Origin of the sequence: Providencia sp. PROV129 (assembly GCF_028482245.1) — a bacterium.
Taxonomy (GTDB): domain Bacteria; phylum Pseudomonadota; class Gammaproteobacteria; order Enterobacterales; family Enterobacteriaceae; genus Providencia; species Providencia vermicola.
This window is the reverse complement of record NZ_JAMPQD010000019.1, coordinates 63,691-80,700: the sequence shown is the minus strand read 5'-3', so window position 1 is coordinate 80,700 and position 17,010 is coordinate 63,691. Positions and strand designations below refer to the sequence as shown.

Genomic DNA, 17,010 nt, shown 5'->3' with positions numbered 1-17,010 from the left:
GGTGTTGGCTTCATGCGGCTACTCGGGTCATATACTTATACACCGCTACAGTTCTAATTATTTTTTATTAGTTTTCTCATGTTTTTTTGATTGTAATTTTAATTTCATCTTTATTATCATTAATGAGTTTAGAAATGCCGCTGTGATTCTTTAATTTAAGAATACCTTCATTGCTTTTAGTCAGATATGTTTTCCTTTCGATTGACATTGACAATCCCGGTAATGCACTACCAAAGTCGTCACTTGTATTTATATATTCAAAGTTTTTATTTGCTGCAATAATGCAATCGCCATTTTTTGTTTCTTTAATAATAAATGTGGTTCTCATATCCTCAGTTGAATTATTATCTTTAGAATTTTGAATCGCTTTTCTTCCTATATTGTAATGTTCGTTCTTATTTATTTGATGTAAAAAAAATGTAGGATCTGCAAGAAAGCCTTGATGCGCAATCTGCGATATTAACTGTGCGTTTTTTAATCCGAATTTTGCGCTGAGAACTCTTGCGTCTTTAATTTTAACTGAATTTTCTTGTCGATATGGCGTATGTAAGTAAACATTCATTCTATTGAAATCTTTGTTGAATTTATCAGATAGGTCCCTATCAAATGTAAATCCTTCACATTCATGAAAATGGCCGAGGTGGATAGATGTGCAACAATCATCCTTGTTAGGTTTGAATCGTTCTATTTTTTTTCTCAATATAATAGAAGTTGATGTTTCATCATGAATGATTTCTTTTTTATATTTACTACTAATACTGAAATATTTTTCAATAAATGCAATGTTATTTTCTATATTCAATTCACATTTTTTATTTTTTATTGAAGGTTTGAATAAATGCCAAAATGATTCTAATACATTATTAATCCGACTGGCAAAGCGGATGAATGAATTTTGATTTGATGTTTTACTATCTATAGTGGGCAGATTTTCGGTGGAATAGGGTACGTTTTTATTAATTTTCGTCATGAAGGCTCGCTTAGCGGTATATTTAATTTTAGGATAGGCTATCTCACGGAGGGGGTAAATTATTGCATAAATAGATGTTACCTATTCAGAAGTACAATGTGATGGGATGGCAGGCGATCATCTTAAGATGATAAGGTTTCGTCATTTTAACCGTTAATTTTTCTATCCTTACGGAATGTGAAGTACCTCCCATTTCAGCTATTTGCTTGTTTCTACAATTAAATTTAAATGTATATACAACTTTTTCTCTAGAAACAGAGATCTACTCGTTGTTGTATAACTATCCGACCTCTCCCTTCTCCACACTTTGTATAAAAATTCAAATTTAAATGTATATACTTTGTGAAGCAAATGTATATATATTTAGTTGCAAGAAGCAAGTCTTTAGCAAATAGCTTAAATGAATAGATGGTGTCGGGTCGTCGATTTTATTTTAATGTATTGATTATAAATAAATTAATTGAAATTTAATCAAAGGTGCATTAGCACTAACAAGGTGTCTCGATGATCATCACAATCAAAAGTTGTTAATTTAATGTTGGTTAAAAAATGGATGATAGGGGAAACAACCATGTTAAACCGTACAGACTCAACTCGAGTGATCCGCGCACCACGTGGCAGTGAAAAAAACTGTAAAAGCTGGCTGACAGAAGCGGTATATCGGATGATCCAAAATAACTTAGATCCTGATGTAGCAGAGCATCCGCAAAGTTTGGTCGTTTATGGTGGGATCGGTCGCGCTGCTCGAGATTGGGAATGTTATGACAAAATTTTAGACGTACTGAAAACATTGGAAGATGACCAAACGTTATTAGTACAGTCAGGTAAACCTGTTGGTGTATTTCCTACGCATCCAGATGCCCCTCGCGTATTGATTGCAAACTCAAATATTGTTCCACACTGGGCAAATTGGGATCACTTCAATGAGTTAGACCGCAAAGGCTTGATGATGTACGGCCAAATGACTGCAGGATCGTGGATTTACATCGGTTCCCAAGGGATCGTCCAAGGTACTTATGAAACCTTTGTTTCACTAGCAAAACAACATTTTAACGGTAAGACAGCAGGGCGTTGGATCCTAACTGGTGGATTAGGTGGGATGGGCGGTGCACAGCCATTAGCGGCCACGATGGCTGGGTTTAGCATGATTGCTGTCGAGTGTGATGAAAGCCGTATCGATTTCCGTTTAAGAACACGCTATGTCGATAAAAAAGCGACTTCCCTTGATGAAGCGCTGCAATACATCGAAGAAGCTAAAGTTTCTGGCAAGCCTGTTTCTGTTGGCCTATTAGGCAATGCTGCGGATGTGTATAGCGAATTAGTGAAACGCAATATTACACCTGACTCAGTCACCGACCAAACCAGTGCTCACGACCCTGTACACGGCTATTTACCGCAAGGTTGGACATTGAGCCAATGGCGTGAAAAACAAGAGACTGCACCAGCCGAAGTGACCAGCGCTGCGAAAAAAAGCATGGCCGTGCAAGTGGATGCGATGTTAACCATGCAAAAACGTGGATCAGCAGCGTTCGATTACGGTAATAACATTCGCCAAATGGCTAAAGATGAAGGAGTGGCAAATGCCTTTGATTTCCCAGGCTTTGTTCCTGCTTATATCCGCCCTCTATTTTGTGAAGGCATCGGCCCATTCCGTTGGGTAGCCTTGTCTGGCGATCCTGAAGATATCTACAAAACAGACCAAAAGGTCAAAGAATTACTGCCTGACGATAAGCATCTACATAACTGGCTAGACATGGCGCGTGAGCGAATTGCTTTCCAAGGCCTACCTGCGCGTATTTGTTGGGTTGGCTTAAAAGACCGTGAAAGATTAGGGCGTGCTTTCAATGAGATGGTGAAAAGTGGCGAACTAAAAGGCCCTATCGTGATTGGCCGTGATCACTTAGATTCAGGCTCGGTTGCTAGCCCTCATCGCGAAACGGAATCGATGAAAGACGGCTCTGATGCAGTTTCCGACTGGCCATTACTGAATGCGCTACTAAATACCGCGGGTGGAGCGACATGGGTGAGCTTGCACCACGGTGGCGGCGTTGGCATGGGCTTCTCTCAACACTCGGGTGTTGTGATTGTCTGTGATGGCACTGATGCTGCGGATAAACGCTTAGCGCGCGTTCTGCACAATGACCCTGCGACAGGCGTGATGCGCCATGCGGATGCAGGGTATGACATCGCCATTAATTGTGCGAAAGAGCAAGGTTTGAATTTGCCAATGGTGAAGTGATGTCGTTTGCCGGCTTAGGTCGGCAACTTTCTGGAAAATAAGGAATTCAGTATGAATGCTGCGTCAATTCAGAAAAGACAAGGGCCACTGGCTGGGATCAAAGTGATTGATTTAAGCCGTGTTTTAGCAGGGCCTTATTGCACGGGAATGATGGCTGATCTCGGTGCAGAAGTGATCAAAATTGAAGTGCCAGATCATGGGGATGACAGCCGCCACTTAGGGCCTTTTATTGAAGGTGAAAGTGTTTATTACGGCTTGATCAATAGAGGGAAGCGTAGCATCGAGCTGGATCTCAAAGCAGAGGAAGATCGCGCCATTTTATTTCAGCTGGTTAAAGAAAGTGATGTAGTGGTCGAAAACTTTCGCCCAGGTGTGACCAAACGCCTTGGTATTGATTTTGACAGTTTAAAGCAGCACAACCCAGCACTGATTTACGCAAGCATTTCCGGTTTTGGGCAAAATAGCCCATTAGCGAGCTACCCTGCTTACGACATTGTGGCACAAGCTATGTCAGGGCTGATGAGCGTGACGGGTTTCCCTGAAACGGGGCCAACGCGCAGTGGTGAATCTATTGGTGATGTGTGTGCGGGGATGTTTGCCTCTTGGGCGATTAGCAGTGCGTTATTTGCCAGAGAGCGCCATAACGAAGCGGCGCAATATATCGATGTTGCGATGGTGGATGTTTTGCTCAGCATGCAACTAACGGGACTTTCTAACCTATTTGCACATGATAAAGCACCGAGTTTAGTGGGTAATCGTCACCCTGTATCCACACCATTTGATACTTACCATGCCAAAGATGGTTTAGTGGTGATTGCCATTGCGAGTGAAAAACTGTTCCAACGTTTTTGTGAATGTATGGGAAAAATGCATTTATGCCAAGACTCACGCTTTCAAGATGACCCAAGCCGTACACGCCATCATGGGGAGTTAAGGGGGGAAATTGAGGGGTGGACTGCGCAAAAAACGGTAGATGAAGTGTGTGATTTACTGCTAAATGCAGGGGTTCCCGCCTCGCCTATTCATAATCTACAGCAAGCGACACAAAGCGAGCATGCTCAAGTTCGGCAGGTTCTCACACACCTGAATGATGGTGGGACTCCATTGATCTCTCAGCCAGTGTTCTTTAATGGCAAAAAACCCCATTCAACACGAAGAGCTCCTGTTTTGGGCGAAGCAAATGCACTGTATAAATCGGCAAGAACAATAAGCAAAAATAGGGAGGCCGTACAATGAGTTTTGAAATTAATGAAACAGAACAAGCTATTGTGGATGCAATTGAAAAAGTGTGTCGCGATATTTTGCAACCCAATGCACAGCGTTACGATGAAACGGAAACATTTTGTGCAGAAAGCTTAACCGCATTAGGTGAAATGGGGGCATGGGGAATTAACCTGCCTGAGCAATATGGCGGTTTCGGCCTTGGTAGTATTGCGATGAGTATGATTGTTGAAGCCGTCGCAGCAGCTTGCGCCTCGACATCCTCCTCCTTAACCGCTCACTTTTTAGCCACTGACTCCATTTTGATTGGTGGAACCGAAGAACAAAAAGCCTATTGGTTGCCGAAAGCTGCATCCGGTGAGTTATTGGGGGCTTTCGGTTTAACGGAACCCGCGGCGGGTTCGAACCCTGCGGATATGCGCACTGTTGCGACGCGTGAAAATGGTGGCTGGCGTATTCGCGGGAATAAGCACTATATTACTAACGCCAAAGAAGCGGATTTTATTGTGTTATATGCCAAAACAGATGTTGAAGCGGGGGCTCGCGGTATTAGCGCATTTATGATCCCAAAAGGCACTGAAGGGGTGGCATTTTCTCAGCCAGAAAAAACCATGGGGTTACGCGGCAGTACAATTTACGAGCTAGCACTGAATTGCTGGCTACCTGAATCTGCCTTACTCGGTGAAGAAAATAAAGGCTTCCATACTGCAATGGAAGTCTTAGACAAAGGCCGTGTTGAAGTCGCTGCAACATCACTGGGTATTGCTCGTGCGGCGATGGAAAGCACGTTGGGCTGGGTGAAAGAGCGTCAAATTGGCAAAAAGCCATTAGCGGCATACCAAGGCACACAATGGCGTCTAGCAGATATGCATACACAGCTTGAAGCTGCTCGTATGTTGACTTGGCGTGCTGCAGAGCTGCGTGATTCAGGTGAGCGTTTTAGTTTGCAATCGGCGACAGCAAAACTGTTTGCGGCGGAGTGTGCGGGGTTTGTCACTGATGCTGCGCTGCAACTTCATGGGGGATATGGGTATATTCGTGATTTACCCCTTGAGCGGTATGTTCGTGATGCACGTATTTTGCGTATCTTTGAAGGCACATCCGAAGTTCAAAAAATTATTATTTCACGTGCTGTATTGGATGCAGTGTAATTTATTGAAATCATTATTTTTACCAGAAGCGGGTAGACGGGACAGGCGGCTACTCGCGAGTCAAGCAACATAGGAAGCACTACCTGACAACAGGATCATGGAATTAAAAACACAACAACAATCAGGTTTAAGAATGTATTTCAATTATTGATTATGGGTGGATAACAGATAAAACATCACCCAATGTAATGTGTAATCACTGTACTCACCATCACAGTTTTTACGAATTCATTACAGTTAATTGGTTCATTCTTTAAGCCAGCCTGCTTAAAGAGGAGTTACCATGACAGTTTCAAACGACATCGCAACAGGGCAAAAAGGTCGGCAGGACAATGTCCCGCTTATTGAAGCGCGTTCCATCGATTACATTCCTGAATCTGAACGCCATGGCACCTTATCTAGCCAGTTTACACTTTGGTTTGGTGCTAACTTACAAATTACCGCTATCGTTACAGGGGCGCTCGCTGTTGTGCTTGGGGGCGATGTATTTTGGTCATTAATTGGATTATTTATTGGTCAATTATTAGGTGGAGCTGTGATGGCATTGCATGCGGTGCAAGGGCCTAAACTGGGACTACCTCAAATGATTTCAAGCCGTGTACAATTTGGTGTTTATGGTGCGGTTATTCCTATCTTATTGGTTTGTATGATGTATGTTGGGTTCTCTGCCAGTGGAACGGTATTAGCAGGCCAAGCTGTTGGGCAATTACTCCATGTGACTGATTGGGTCGGGATCTTAATTTTTGGTGCGGTGATTATCGGGATCACTATCTGTGGTTATCGGATCATTCATATTTTAGGTAAGGTCGCGAGTGTTGTTGGCGTTATTGCATTCTTTTATCTATTCTTCCGCCTGTTTTACATGAATGATGTCTCCGTATTAATGGAAAATCGCCATTTTGATTGGACACATTTCTTATTAGCCATGTCACTCTCAGCATCTTGGCAAATTGCTTTTGGCCCTTATGTTGCTGATTATTCGCGTTATTTACCCACTAAAACACCAACCGTTAAAGCCTTTATGGCGGTAGGCTCAGGGACTGTTATCGGAACGCAAGCATCAATGATTTTAGGGGTATTTGCTGCAGCCTTAGCGGGGAATAAGTTTGCGGGTAATGAGGTTTCCTACATTGTGGGCTTGGGAAGTACAGGGTTAATTGCAGCACTTTTGTATATCACTATTTTCTTTGGGAAAGTGACCATCACGGCATTAAATGCTTATGGCAGTTTTATGTCAATGGCAGCGATTGTTTGCGGCTTTAGAGGGAAAAACACCATTACGAAAGGGCAAAGATTGTTTTTTATCGTTTTAATGGTGAGTTTTTCAACCTTATTAGGGTTAGCTGGCCAGCACTCGTTCTTAAAATTATTCTCTGCTTTCTTACTGTTTTTACTGGCATTCTTTACCCCATGGAGTGCGATCAATTTGGTTGACTACTACTGGGTGACAAAGGGCCGCTACGATGTGCCTGAACTCGCAAACCCGAACGGTCGTTATGGTCGCTGGAACAAAGTGGGGATTTTCACTTACATCATTGGCGTACTGATTCAAATGCCATTTATCTCAACGGGTTTCTACACTGGCCCACTAGTCGAACAACTTGGTGGCGTGGATATTTCATGGATTGTGGGCTTAGTTGCGACCAGTATTATTTATTATATCGCGATTAAAATATGGCCAATGTCAGTGGCAGATAGGCTGATATTACCAACCACGAAATAACCAAATGAACCATTTGATTTAATTAATAAAAGAATACATTGAGCGAGCCAATAGCAGTGAAGCTTTCACTGCTAAGGCTTCTTTCAACCTAAAAACGATTCAAACCACCTTAATAAAAGCCAATCGTTAATAGAATTGGGATAGGAGTTGCTATGAAAATTTTAGTCGCAGTGAAGCGAGTGATTGACCATAACGTTAAAGTACGCGTAAAAGCCGATGGCTCGGGGGTTGAGCTAGCTAACGTCAAAATGGCGATGAACCCCTTTGATGAAATTGCGGTTGAGGAGGCTGTACGCTTAAAAGAAGCAGGCAAAGCGACTGAAGTTGTTGCCGTTTCTATTGGTGATATTAGCTATCAAGAAACTTTGCGTAGTGCGATGGCGATTGGGGCAGACCGTGCCATTTTAATTCAACGCCCAACGGAGTTAGTTTTAGAATCACTCGATATTGCGCGTCTATTACAGCAAGTGGTGGCAAATGAGCAACCCGATTTAATTTTATTAGGCAAACAAGCGATTGATGATGACTGCAACCAAACAGGGCAAATGTTATCCGCATTATTAGATTATGGTCAGGCGACATTTGCATCACAAATTGTTGTTGAGGGTAACTCACTGCAAGTGACCCGTGAGATTGATGGCGGTTTGGAAACACTGGCAATGGAACTCCCTGCGGTTGTGACAACCGATTTACGTCTCAACGAACCCCGTTATGCAACTTTGCCGAACATCATGAAAGCAAAGAAAAAACCGCTAGATATTATCGATATTTCTGACATGAATTTCTCTCCTTTGGAGCAAACCAAAACTATCAAAGTGTCTGAACCGAAAAAACGGGCAGGGCAATGCACTTTACTCAATGATGCAGCGGCATTAGTGAGCACTTTACAAGCAAAAGAAGTGATTTAACCAAGGGGAATGACAATGAGCCAATCATTAGTTTTAGTTATTGTTGAGCATGATAACCAGACAATAAAATCATCAACTTTTCATAGTATTACGGCTGCACTGGATATTCTATCTGTGGGTGGACAATTGCATTTACTTGTTGTGGGCGACAACACTGAAAACGTGGTGGAACAAGCAGCGGGCTTAAAGGGGGTGAATAAAGTATTAACGATTCAATCAGATGCTTTGAAAGACCAACTGGCGGAACCCATGACCAGTGCGATTGTTTCTGTTGCACAAAATTATAGCCATTTACTGTTTCCTGCGACAACCTTTGGTAAGAATATTGCCCCGCGTGTTGCTGCAAAACTAGGTGTCGCACAAATTTCTGACATCACACAAGTCATTGATGCACAGAATTTTATTCGACCTATTTATGCAGGGAATGCGTTGGCAACAGTACAGAATAATGGGCAGCAGGTGGTGATCACTGTACGCAGTTCGGCATTTAGCGACGTATGTGAAGCACAACATAGCGCAGAAATTGAACACATCACCCCAAATAAACTTATTCAACGAGCTCAATTGAAAAGCCAGTCACTCACACAAGTTAGTCGCGCAGAATTGAGCTCAGCGAAAGTCGTGATTTCGGGAGGGAGGGGGTTAAGTTCGGGTGAAAACTTTGCGTTATTAGAAACCATCGCAGATAAATTGGGTGCTGCTGTCGGCGCATCCCGTGCAGCGGTAGATGCGGGGTATGTACCCAATGATTATCAGGTGGGGCAGACAGGAAAAATTGTCGCGCCAGAGTTATACATTGCCGTTGGGATTTCTGGTGCAATTCAACATATTGCAGGGATGAAAGAGAGCAAAGTGATCGTTGCCATAAATAGCGATCCAGAAGCGCCAATCTTCCAAGTAGCAGATTACGGTATTGTTGGTGATCTGTTTGAAATCTTACCTGAACTTGATAAAGCGCTTGCGTAAGAGGTGCATATGGCTATCGACAATAGAGAAAATGTAAGCGAGGCTCCTGAGCGGGAATCGATGGAATTTGATGTCCTGATTGTCGGTGGGGGGCCTGCGGGATTATCAGCGGCGATCCGTTTAAAGCAAGTTGCTGCTGAGCAAGGCACTGAACTGTCAGTATGTTTGATTGATAAAGGTGCAGAAATAGGTGCCCATATTCTGTCAGGTGCAGTGATAGATCCTCGTGCATTAAATGAATTATTACCTGATTGGCAAGATAAAATTTCGACGCCGCTAACCTCCGTCAGTCAGGACAGCTTTTTATGGCTAAAAGAAAATAGCTCAAGCCAATTACCGTTACCACTATTGCCTAATTGTTTAAAAAATAAAGGAAACTTAATTGGTAGTCTAGGGCAAGTGAGTGCGGCTTTAGCTGTTGAAGCCGAGGCTTTGGGTGTTGACGTTTTTTCTGGTTTTGCTGCAACACAGGTACTTTTTGATGATGCAGGCCAAGTCATTGGTGTGACAACGGGTGATATGGGGTTAGATAAATCGGGTAACCCAACGGCGATGTACCAACCTGGAATGAACTTGCTGGCTAAAATGACATTTTTTGCCGAAGGGTGTCGTGGTCAATTAGGTAAGCAGTTGATAAATCATTTTAATTTGGATTCAAATAGTAGCAAACAAAGCTATGGTTTAGGGATTAAAGAAATCTGGCAGATCCCGAAAGATCAGCATCAAGCAGGGTTAGTTATTCACTCTGTTGGTTGGCCGTTAGATAACCATACTTACGGCGGTGGGTTTGCCTACCACTACGGTGAGAATTTAGTTGCGATAGGGTTAGTTGTTGGTCTGAATTATGAAAACCCGTATTTATCTCCATATGAAGAGTTTCAACGCTTAAAAACACACCCCGCCTTTAGCACTTTTTTATCTGGTGGGGAAAGGCTCAGTTACGGTGCGCGAACGATGGTTGCTGGGGGATTATCCGCACTCCCTGAATTGAGTTTTCCTGGGGGCGCATTAATCGGTGATGATGCTGGATTTCTCAATGGGGCCAGAATTAAAGGAACACATTGTGCAGTAAAAAGTGGATCATTGGCTGCAGACGCTTTTTTAGCGTGCTTTAAAAATCAATCGATTGATTTTACTCAATTTACTCTTGAATATCGCCAAAGATTTGAGCAGAGCTGGTTATATCAAGAGCTTTACCAGACTCGTAACTTCAAACCTTATATGAAAAATGGATTAGTGATGGGCTCAATGTTATTTGGTGTAGAGCAATTATTGTTAAAAGGCCGTAGCCCATGGACATTAAAGATTAAACAGGCGGATCACGAAAGATTGAAAGAAGCTAAAAACTTCAAGCCAATCACTTACCCTAAGCCTGATGGAAAACTGACCTTTGACCGACCCTCTTCTGTATTTTTATCGAATACTAACCATGAAGAAGATCAGCCTTGCCATCTTAAACTGGTAGATACAAATGTACCGATTCGAGTCAATTTAGAGAAATATGCCGCGCCAGAAACGCGTTATTGTCCTGCTGGGGTCTATGAAATTATTGGCGAGCAACACCAAGAGAAGTTACAGATTAATGGGCAAAACTGCCTGCATTGTAAGGCCTGCGATATTAAAGACCCGCAGCAAAATATTACTTGGACTGCACCGCAAGGTGGGGAAGGGCCAATATATCAGGGGATGTGAAAACAAATTTGTTGTGATGCAGATGTGCTTGATGTCTTTTTTATATTTATCAGTCGCTTTGGGGCAATTTTGCCCCATTTTTTATCTTTGCATTAATTCTCAATACGCGAATGCAATTTTAATTTGTAACGAGAACCTGCTGTGACCATATTGACGTAGCTAATCAGTGTATTTCCAGTCCAAGTTCGACGCCTAAGTTGCAGGCAAGGTGAATTTTCTTTAATCGATAATGATTGAGCGATGGATTTTGTGGCTAATGCCGCTTCTATGGTGTGTTCCATTTCACTTACAGGAAAATGGCGTTGTAAATAGCCACTTGGTGTTTCTGTATCCCCATATTTTTGCTTAACAAATTCAGGAACGATTGCGTGGTTAACGTAGCGTTCTTCCAACATGAGAGGGATATCATTTTCAAAATGTAGTACTTTACAATAACCGACCTCACTTCCTTCACTAATTCCGAGTTGTAGCGCAATTTCTGCAGATGCAGGGATGACTTTTAATTGCAGTTGATGCCCACTATACTTCTTGCCGCTTAGGGATATTTCATCAAAGATATCAAATGCTTTTGTCACTGGAAGCTCATGCTTTTGTGTCGCAACAAAAGTACCTTTACCTGCAATTCGGTTTAAAATCCCTTTTTGGCTTAATTCAGAAATGGCTTTGTTTACTGTCATACGGCTGACATTAAACTGCGCACATAGCTCAAGCTCTGTGGGAATCTGTGTTTCGGGTTTAAAAATACCCAAATCAATGCTGCGTAAAATGTAAGACTGAATTTGCTTATAAGCAGGTTGTGATGTCATCGCTTTTATTCAAAATTGTCGTTAGAGGAAGGCCGAGTAAATCGATTTTATTGCCATATTATATGTATAGACTTTTTTGTGATTGCAAGTTTATCAGTAATTATTGGCTTTACTAGTAGATAGCGCGTATTTCGAAATATAAAACCTCGAAAAATAGGTGCTTAAGGGCACTCGTCATTATCTGAATTATTTTATTATAAGATAAGTTTCACTAGGGCAATATGCCTTTATTTATTATCATAATGTTAAATTTACTTAGCGAAATAGGCATTATTCATGCGAGTTCAATATTTCCATGTCAATCTTACTCAGTGTGATTATCAAAATGTCAGTCCAATTGGTATGGCAAGGCTGATAGCGTCAGGGAAAGTTTTTTTCTTTAATCAAGATGACTTTAAAAATAGTAAGATTTTTTTGGAACGCCTACAAGAAGGCGATTCTTTGGTTATTTGTGCAGAAGAACTGAACGATGGCAGCTATTGGTTAGAATGGGTCTATCATGAAAAACATGGTCGATTAGAGCCCGATAGAAATGTGAGTTTTACGCGCTCTCTTGGTAAGCAATATATCATTTCGCTCGTGTTAATGGCCTTAATCCCTGTAGTGTATTATTGCTTTATGGTTGCCGAAGATAGCTTTCTAATGATAGCGCTGGTGGCAATTTTGGGTTGTGCCGCTTTTTGTGGCATTGTTTTGTTTGGCCTTGCGCTTGCCGAAACGAAGCGCATTATGAGCCCGAGGAGAAAACGAATTTTAACCGCGTTAGATCTCGTTATAGAAGGGCGATTTAAAATTAATGAACATAGCTCATTGATTGAGATTGATAGTATTAAAAATGCAACATCTAAGACCAGTAAAATAAACAAGGCAGTCGATGTTAACATGGATAAAACATCATTATCGGTGACTTGTGGCAAAGTAAATATTACGGATAACCGAAGTTTGACTGTTAAAGCAGGGGACACGGAACAAGCACTGAACCTTATTAGTTTACAAATAAACAAAAGTCATATGGATGTTTTAGTTTCGGCAAATGAGCCTTTATTTAATAATCATAGTTTATTTATTGCACAGGGGGATAAACTTGAAGTTCTCCATAAAAACATTCAAGACCATTCAAATGAGCAGGCAATATTTGGTATCTATAATCACCAAGACGGACTTGCCTACAGTCTAATTGGCCGAGGTGCTCCACAAGAACGTGGTTTTTATTTCGGCTTATGGGGATTTACCTGCTTTCTTTTAATTTTCTTTGTTCTTATTGCTGTCGGGCTAACAACTTCTGAAACAATAGAGAAAGGCAATTATTGGGACTATTGGGATTGGGTTAATATCTTAGATACAGGAGGAATGTATATTAGCGTTACGACAACCATTTTATTGGGGATAAGCTTTTCAATTGGTTTGGGTGTTGCAATATATTACCAATTCTCTCGACGAGGTAAGGCCTATTATCAATCACAATATATTTTGAAACATTTACGTCGCCAACATGGTCAAACAGATTATGTGACGGAGGTGCGTTCATGAACCCCTTTCTCAGTAAGCGTTTTATCTTATTAACTGCAGTTTTTGCATTAAGTTTGTTATCGACCGTTTTAATTTTTGTGCGAGACGGTAGTATTGCTTGGCAAATAGAACATCATCAAGAAAACCGTTCTGCAATTACCAATTATGATTGGGCGACGACTTTCCCCGCTGAAAATGGCACATTAATTGTGACGCAAAAAAGCCAGAGTTCAAATTATTACTACTCATCATATAATCCATACGCATATGAAAGAGAATATGACTACCAAGTATTATTTGCAGATAATCAAGGTATCCGTTTTATCACTCGTGGTGATAAAAGCTTTTATAATGCGATATGTGAGAGAAAACAATGCTTATTGTTTCTTAGAGATGGCTACCAAACTATCGATTTAACAACACTATCAGCCAGTAACATTATGCCATGGGAAGATAAATCTGGCGTTCAATTTGCAGGGTTGATAACAGGTAAAATTTATCAATCTAAAAATTATCCTGCTTATGTTGTGGCAAATAATGAAAAAATTTTTGTTAGCCAAGATAAAGGTATGACATGGGAACATTTTATGGATGTTCGGGAGCTCGCTAAGTCACTGTACCCTGAGGAAATAGAGAGTCGCTCTGAATTTGCTTTTGCCACATACAGGGACAAAGTCGTTATGTGGTATAGCTATGGTCATCAAATGGGATCGTTGGAAGTAGTTATGGATATTCCGACTAAACAAGTGGTTAGTAGTAAATGGCTACCCGTGCGTATTAATGAAGCAGCACAAAACCTGAATGGTGATATTTTTGTTATTGCTCAAGAACCGTCTCGCCGATTGTTTTCGTTAATGCAATTTCACCCCAATGGAAACTTCGAATTAATCGCAGAGAGTGGCTATAACAATTTACATAGTTTAAATGTTGGTAACCAAGGATTAATTGTTTCGATTTCAGGTAATGGCTCGCAACAATATTTGATGATGGATATTGCTACAAAGAAAACTCGCTATCGTCCAGATCTCTCACTATACAAAAAAATATTTAATGGGGAAAACCAGTCTTTTATTGAAGTAGAAAGTACTTACTCGAATGAGGGAACTCTCACTAGAGGTGCTCAGGTTTCTTACCAATCTGCTTTTTAATATAGCTAATCTATGAGGTGTGTTATCACACCTCTATTTAATAGTATAGTTATACAATATTTTAGTATTTCCATAATGAGTTAAGTCTGTTAAATAATATTTAACGAATTAAGGCGTCTAGTTTATTTTTTTATTTAACATTAATGATTGATTTTAATTATCTTACTTTTCAAGTTGATGGGGATTTGAATTGGAAGTAATTTATTAATTTGAATTTATATTATTTTTATTTAATTCTTTAATATTGTTTCCTCTTTGAATTATATGACAATTAATGGCTATTTAAAGTAAACAATCCGTCCAACAAGAAAAGGCAGATTTTAAATGAAAAAAAACATAACCTATTTTAATAATTCTAAATATGATAGTGATACTTATGGTGATCTTAAAGGTACGGTCTATTATGTGCAAAATAGTATTATACCCGCAAAAAATCATGTGAGTAATGATATTCAACCAACGTTAATATCAAATAGAAAAACAATGTTTATGTTTAAGCCTCATGACGATTTATTAAGCGAATCACCTATTCGAATTGTTATTTATAATGAAAATTCTGATATTTTATTTAATCAGGAAATGTTATCTCCTGAGCACCTAACCAAGACCTGTTCGAATGTATATGCTGAAATAGAGGCTGATTTTTCACAGCCATCCTATTTTGATTTTACCTTAGATAATAGTGAACAATTACAAAACGCTAAAGATCCATTTTATTTTAATAAGTTTATTGACGAATATAACACAATAAATGTAGTAACTTATGATGGCGGATACTCTCCATCCTTTGAGTTATTTTATAATTTGGATTATGCGGGTAAAAAAGTGTTATTCCAATGTACATCAACATGGGGGATTTCAATTCTCTTTAATTCTACAAAGAAAAATCTTGAACAAGGGGATTCCTTATTACTTGTTAATGAAAGAGGGACATGGTACGAGTCAACTGACAGCAATAGTGATGGAAAGATTTTATCAGAAATTCAATATATAGGAAATACTTGGTCTGTCGTTGTTCCTCAAGATGTTATTCAACCAGGAATAAAGCTTAAATTTATCCGAGATAATAAATTTGGCTTTATTGATAAGCCTATAGTAAGAGCACCTAATCAGTTGTTCTTAAATACGATTGCAATTGGTATGTTAACTCCCCATAGAGAGAAATTTGAATTTCAAGAAAACCCTGAATATCATCGTCAATATTTTCAACAAATTCCAGTATCTCGTTTAATCGTCAATACATATGATCCTATCGATTTAGATGAGGTGATGCTGTCTGATGGACGCTTACTTACTGGCCATGCACCAGGGAATGGTGGCTGGCACGATGGAATTATGAGGGAACAAATTGCCAATTCACTGATTGCTTCAGGAATTAACTATGCAAATTATGGTATCAATGTAACAGGTAGAGAGCTTGGTCCAAGGGGAAATACATCACAATTTACAGTACATACAAGTATAGGGATGTATGAGAATGGCATACAAGTTCATGGAGGATCGGGTGGAAGTGGCATGGTGACGCTAGATGACACGATAGGAAATGAATTTAGTCATGAAGTTGGGCATAACTTTGGTTTAGGGCATTACCCTGGGGATTTTGATGGCTCAGTTGCTCAGATCCCAACTCATCGAAACTCTACATGGGGATGGGACTGCGATAATAATTTTTTTCTGCCTAATTTTAAACAAGATATCACCAACAAACCTACATATCTAGAAGATGAAGGAATTGGGCCGTGTGCACCCCCTTTTGAAGGCCACTCTCTTGGTAGAGATGCTATGGCGGGAGGCAGTCCAATGTATGAGAAGCACAATGTTTTTACTTTACATACACCATATTCATTATTTTATATTCAAAATGATTTGGAGAGCAAAGCGATATTTGATCCAAATTCTAAAACAGGATTTAGCATTTGGAATAATCAAGAAAATAAAATGGTAGAGTATGAGAATAAGGTAAAAAAATATGATTTTAAGTGGGTCACGATTAAAAATTCTGTAGATATTACAGCTGATTATATAAATGATTACTTTGAAGAAAATAAATATATTTATATTGATATTTATGACGGGAATTGGGCTGGAAATGTTTATTTTCCAGATGCGAATGATGACAATAATGGCAATGTTATAAAAATCAACTCGAGATCTAGTTATGGTGTTTATTTACATATGAATGGAACTATTTTATCAGCTGAAAAAAATATTGAATTATACTATGTCTCAAATGGCGTTATTTGGGTTATTGAAGACGAACCTTATGTTGACTTGGTTCCTTTAGAACAAGGTAGGAAAGTAATTACTATTATTGGGTTTTACGATCCACGTAATGAATTACCAAGTTATATATACCCTCCGTTAAATTCAGCATATGGAATGATATATGAATCAGATAAGGTTATGGATAATAATAATTGTTACCTTGAGGTTGAATATACTGATGGTTTATTGAGTTTCCATAAGCTGAAGAATATTAGAGTTAGAGATGATGAAATGAATCAGTTTCACATTAATGTGAGTCGAGATTTATCTCCAAAATTAGCTCGTATCATTGTTCGGGGGGGTGTTGTCGCGGAGAAGTCAATAAATCTTGGGAGTGATAATTTAGCATACACAATTAATGAGCATTAATTATTTTAAAGCTAATGCCATTATTTAGATTAGAATTAAAATT

At 39.9% G+C, this 17,010-nt stretch carries 12 protein-coding genes; 10 read left to right on the top strand and 2 right to left on the bottom strand.

Translation table 11 applies throughout. The features are described 5' to 3' along the window. Positions 1-76: 76 nt before the first annotated feature. A complete protein-coding gene (locus PSF27_RS14565; RefSeq protein WP_272681748.1) occupies positions 77-970 on the bottom strand; it encodes a hypothetical protein in 894 nt (297 codons plus the stop codon). 571 nt (positions 971-1,541) lie between these two features. On the opposite strand from PSF27_RS14565, the gene hutU reads away from it, so the two are divergent. From hutU to PSF27_RS14530, 7 genes are all read left to right on the top strand, one after another. Further along, positions 1,542-3,209 (top strand): urocanate hydratase, encoded by a 1,668-nt coding sequence (gene hutU / locus PSF27_RS14560; RefSeq protein ID WP_272681747.1) that lies wholly within the window; start codon positions 1,542-1,544, stop codon positions 3,207-3,209. A gap of 51 nt (positions 3,210-3,260) precedes the next feature. Further along, positions 3,261-4,445, top strand: a complete 1,185-nt coding sequence (locus PSF27_RS14555) for a CaiB/BaiF CoA transferase family protein (RefSeq protein ID WP_272681746.1) — start codon at positions 3,261-3,263, stop codon at positions 4,443-4,445. Further along, positions 4,442-5,581 (top strand): acyl-CoA dehydrogenase family protein, encoded by a 1,140-nt coding sequence (locus PSF27_RS14550; RefSeq protein WP_225818557.1) that lies wholly within the window; start codon positions 4,442-4,444, stop codon positions 5,579-5,581. The genes PSF27_RS14555 and PSF27_RS14550 overlap by 4 nt, the downstream gene beginning before the upstream one ends. A 283-nt stretch (positions 5,582-5,864) precedes the next feature. Next, positions 5,865-7,304: a purine-cytosine permease family protein gene (locus tag PSF27_RS14545; RefSeq protein WP_272681745.1), complete on the top strand. Its 1,440-nt coding sequence runs from the start codon at positions 5,865-5,867 to the stop codon at positions 7,302-7,304. Positions 7,305-7,456: 152 nt separating this feature from the next. After that, positions 7,457-8,212, top strand: a complete 756-nt coding sequence (locus tag PSF27_RS14540) for an electron transfer flavoprotein subunit beta/FixA family protein (protein WP_272681744.1) — start codon at positions 7,457-7,459, stop codon at positions 8,210-8,212. Positions 8,213-8,227: 15 nt separating this feature from the next. Further along, a complete protein-coding gene (locus PSF27_RS14535; RefSeq protein ID WP_272681743.1) occupies positions 8,228-9,178 on the top strand; it encodes an electron transfer flavoprotein subunit alpha/FixB family protein in 951 nt (316 codons plus the stop codon). A gap of 9 nt (positions 9,179-9,187) precedes the next feature. Continuing rightward, positions 9,188-10,870, top strand: a complete 1,683-nt coding sequence (locus PSF27_RS14530; protein WP_272681742.1) for an electron transfer flavoprotein-ubiquinone oxidoreductase — start codon at positions 9,188-9,190, stop codon at positions 10,868-10,870. Between the two features lie 92 nt (positions 10,871-10,962). On the opposite strand, the gene PSF27_RS14525 is transcribed toward PSF27_RS14530, so the two are convergent. Beyond that, a complete protein-coding gene (locus PSF27_RS14525) occupies positions 10,963-11,676 on the bottom strand; it encodes a UTRA domain-containing protein (RefSeq protein ID WP_206083515.1) in 714 nt (237 codons plus the stop codon). A 276-nt stretch (positions 11,677-11,952) separates the two neighbouring features. Here PSF27_RS14525 and PSF27_RS14520 point away from each other — a divergent pair, with 276 nt between their 5' ends. From PSF27_RS14520 to PSF27_RS14510, 3 genes are all read left to right on the top strand, one after another. Then, positions 11,953-13,206, top strand: a complete 1,254-nt coding sequence (locus PSF27_RS14520; protein WP_272681741.1) for a hypothetical protein — start codon at positions 11,953-11,955, stop codon at positions 13,204-13,206. After that, positions 13,203-14,333 carry a hypothetical protein gene (locus tag PSF27_RS14515; protein ID WP_272681740.1) on the top strand — a complete coding sequence of 377 codons (1,131 nt, stop codon included), beginning with the start codon at positions 13,203-13,205 and terminating at the stop codon, positions 14,331-14,333. Before PSF27_RS14520 ends, PSF27_RS14515 begins: the two co-directional genes overlap by 4 nt. A 324-nt stretch (positions 14,334-14,657) precedes the next feature. Continuing rightward, positions 14,658-16,967 carry a M66 family metalloprotease gene (locus tag PSF27_RS14510; RefSeq protein ID WP_272681739.1) on the top strand — a complete coding sequence of 770 codons (2,310 nt, stop codon included), beginning with the start codon at positions 14,658-14,660 and terminating at the stop codon, positions 16,965-16,967. Positions 16,968-17,010: the final 43 nt, after the last annotated feature.

Bases quoted from the DNA above. Each gene is read 5' to 3' on its own strand.
- PSF27_RS14535 (WP_272681743.1), top strand. From the start codon at position 8,228: ATGAGCCAATCATTAGTTTTAGTTATTGTTGAGCATGATAACCAGACA.
- PSF27_RS14530 (WP_272681742.1), top strand. From the start codon at position 9,188: ATGGCTATCGACAATAGAGAAAATGTAAGCGAGGCTCCTGAGCGGGAA.
- PSF27_RS14510 (WP_272681739.1), top strand. From the start codon at position 14,658: ATGAAAAAAAACATAACCTATTTTAATAATTCTAAATATGATAGTGAT.
- PSF27_RS14540 (WP_272681744.1), top strand. From the start codon at position 7,457: ATGAAAATTTTAGTCGCAGTGAAGCGAGTGATTGACCATAACGTTAAA.
- PSF27_RS14550 (WP_225818557.1), top strand. From the start codon at position 4,442: ATGAGTTTTGAAATTAATGAAACAGAACAAGCTATTGTGGATGCAATT.
- PSF27_RS14555 (WP_272681746.1), top strand. From the start codon at position 3,261: ATGAATGCTGCGTCAATTCAGAAAAGACAAGGGCCACTGGCTGGGATC.
- hutU (WP_272681747.1), top strand. From the start codon at position 1,542: ATGTTAAACCGTACAGACTCAACTCGAGTGATCCGCGCACCACGTGGC.
- PSF27_RS14520 (WP_272681741.1), top strand. From the start codon at position 11,953: ATGCGAGTTCAATATTTCCATGTCAATCTTACTCAGTGTGATTATCAA.
- PSF27_RS14545 (WP_272681745.1), top strand. From the start codon at position 5,865: ATGACAGTTTCAAACGACATCGCAACAGGGCAAAAAGGTCGGCAGGAC.
- PSF27_RS14525 (WP_206083515.1), bottom strand. From the start codon at position 11,676: ATGACATCACAACCTGCTTATAAGCAAATTCAGTCTTACATTTTACGC.
- PSF27_RS14515 (WP_272681740.1), top strand. From the start codon at position 13,203: ATGAACCCCTTTCTCAGTAAGCGTTTTATCTTATTAACTGCAGTTTTT.
- PSF27_RS14565 (WP_272681748.1), bottom strand. From the start codon at position 970: ATGACGAAAATTAATAAAAACGTACCCTATTCCACCGAAAATCTGCCC.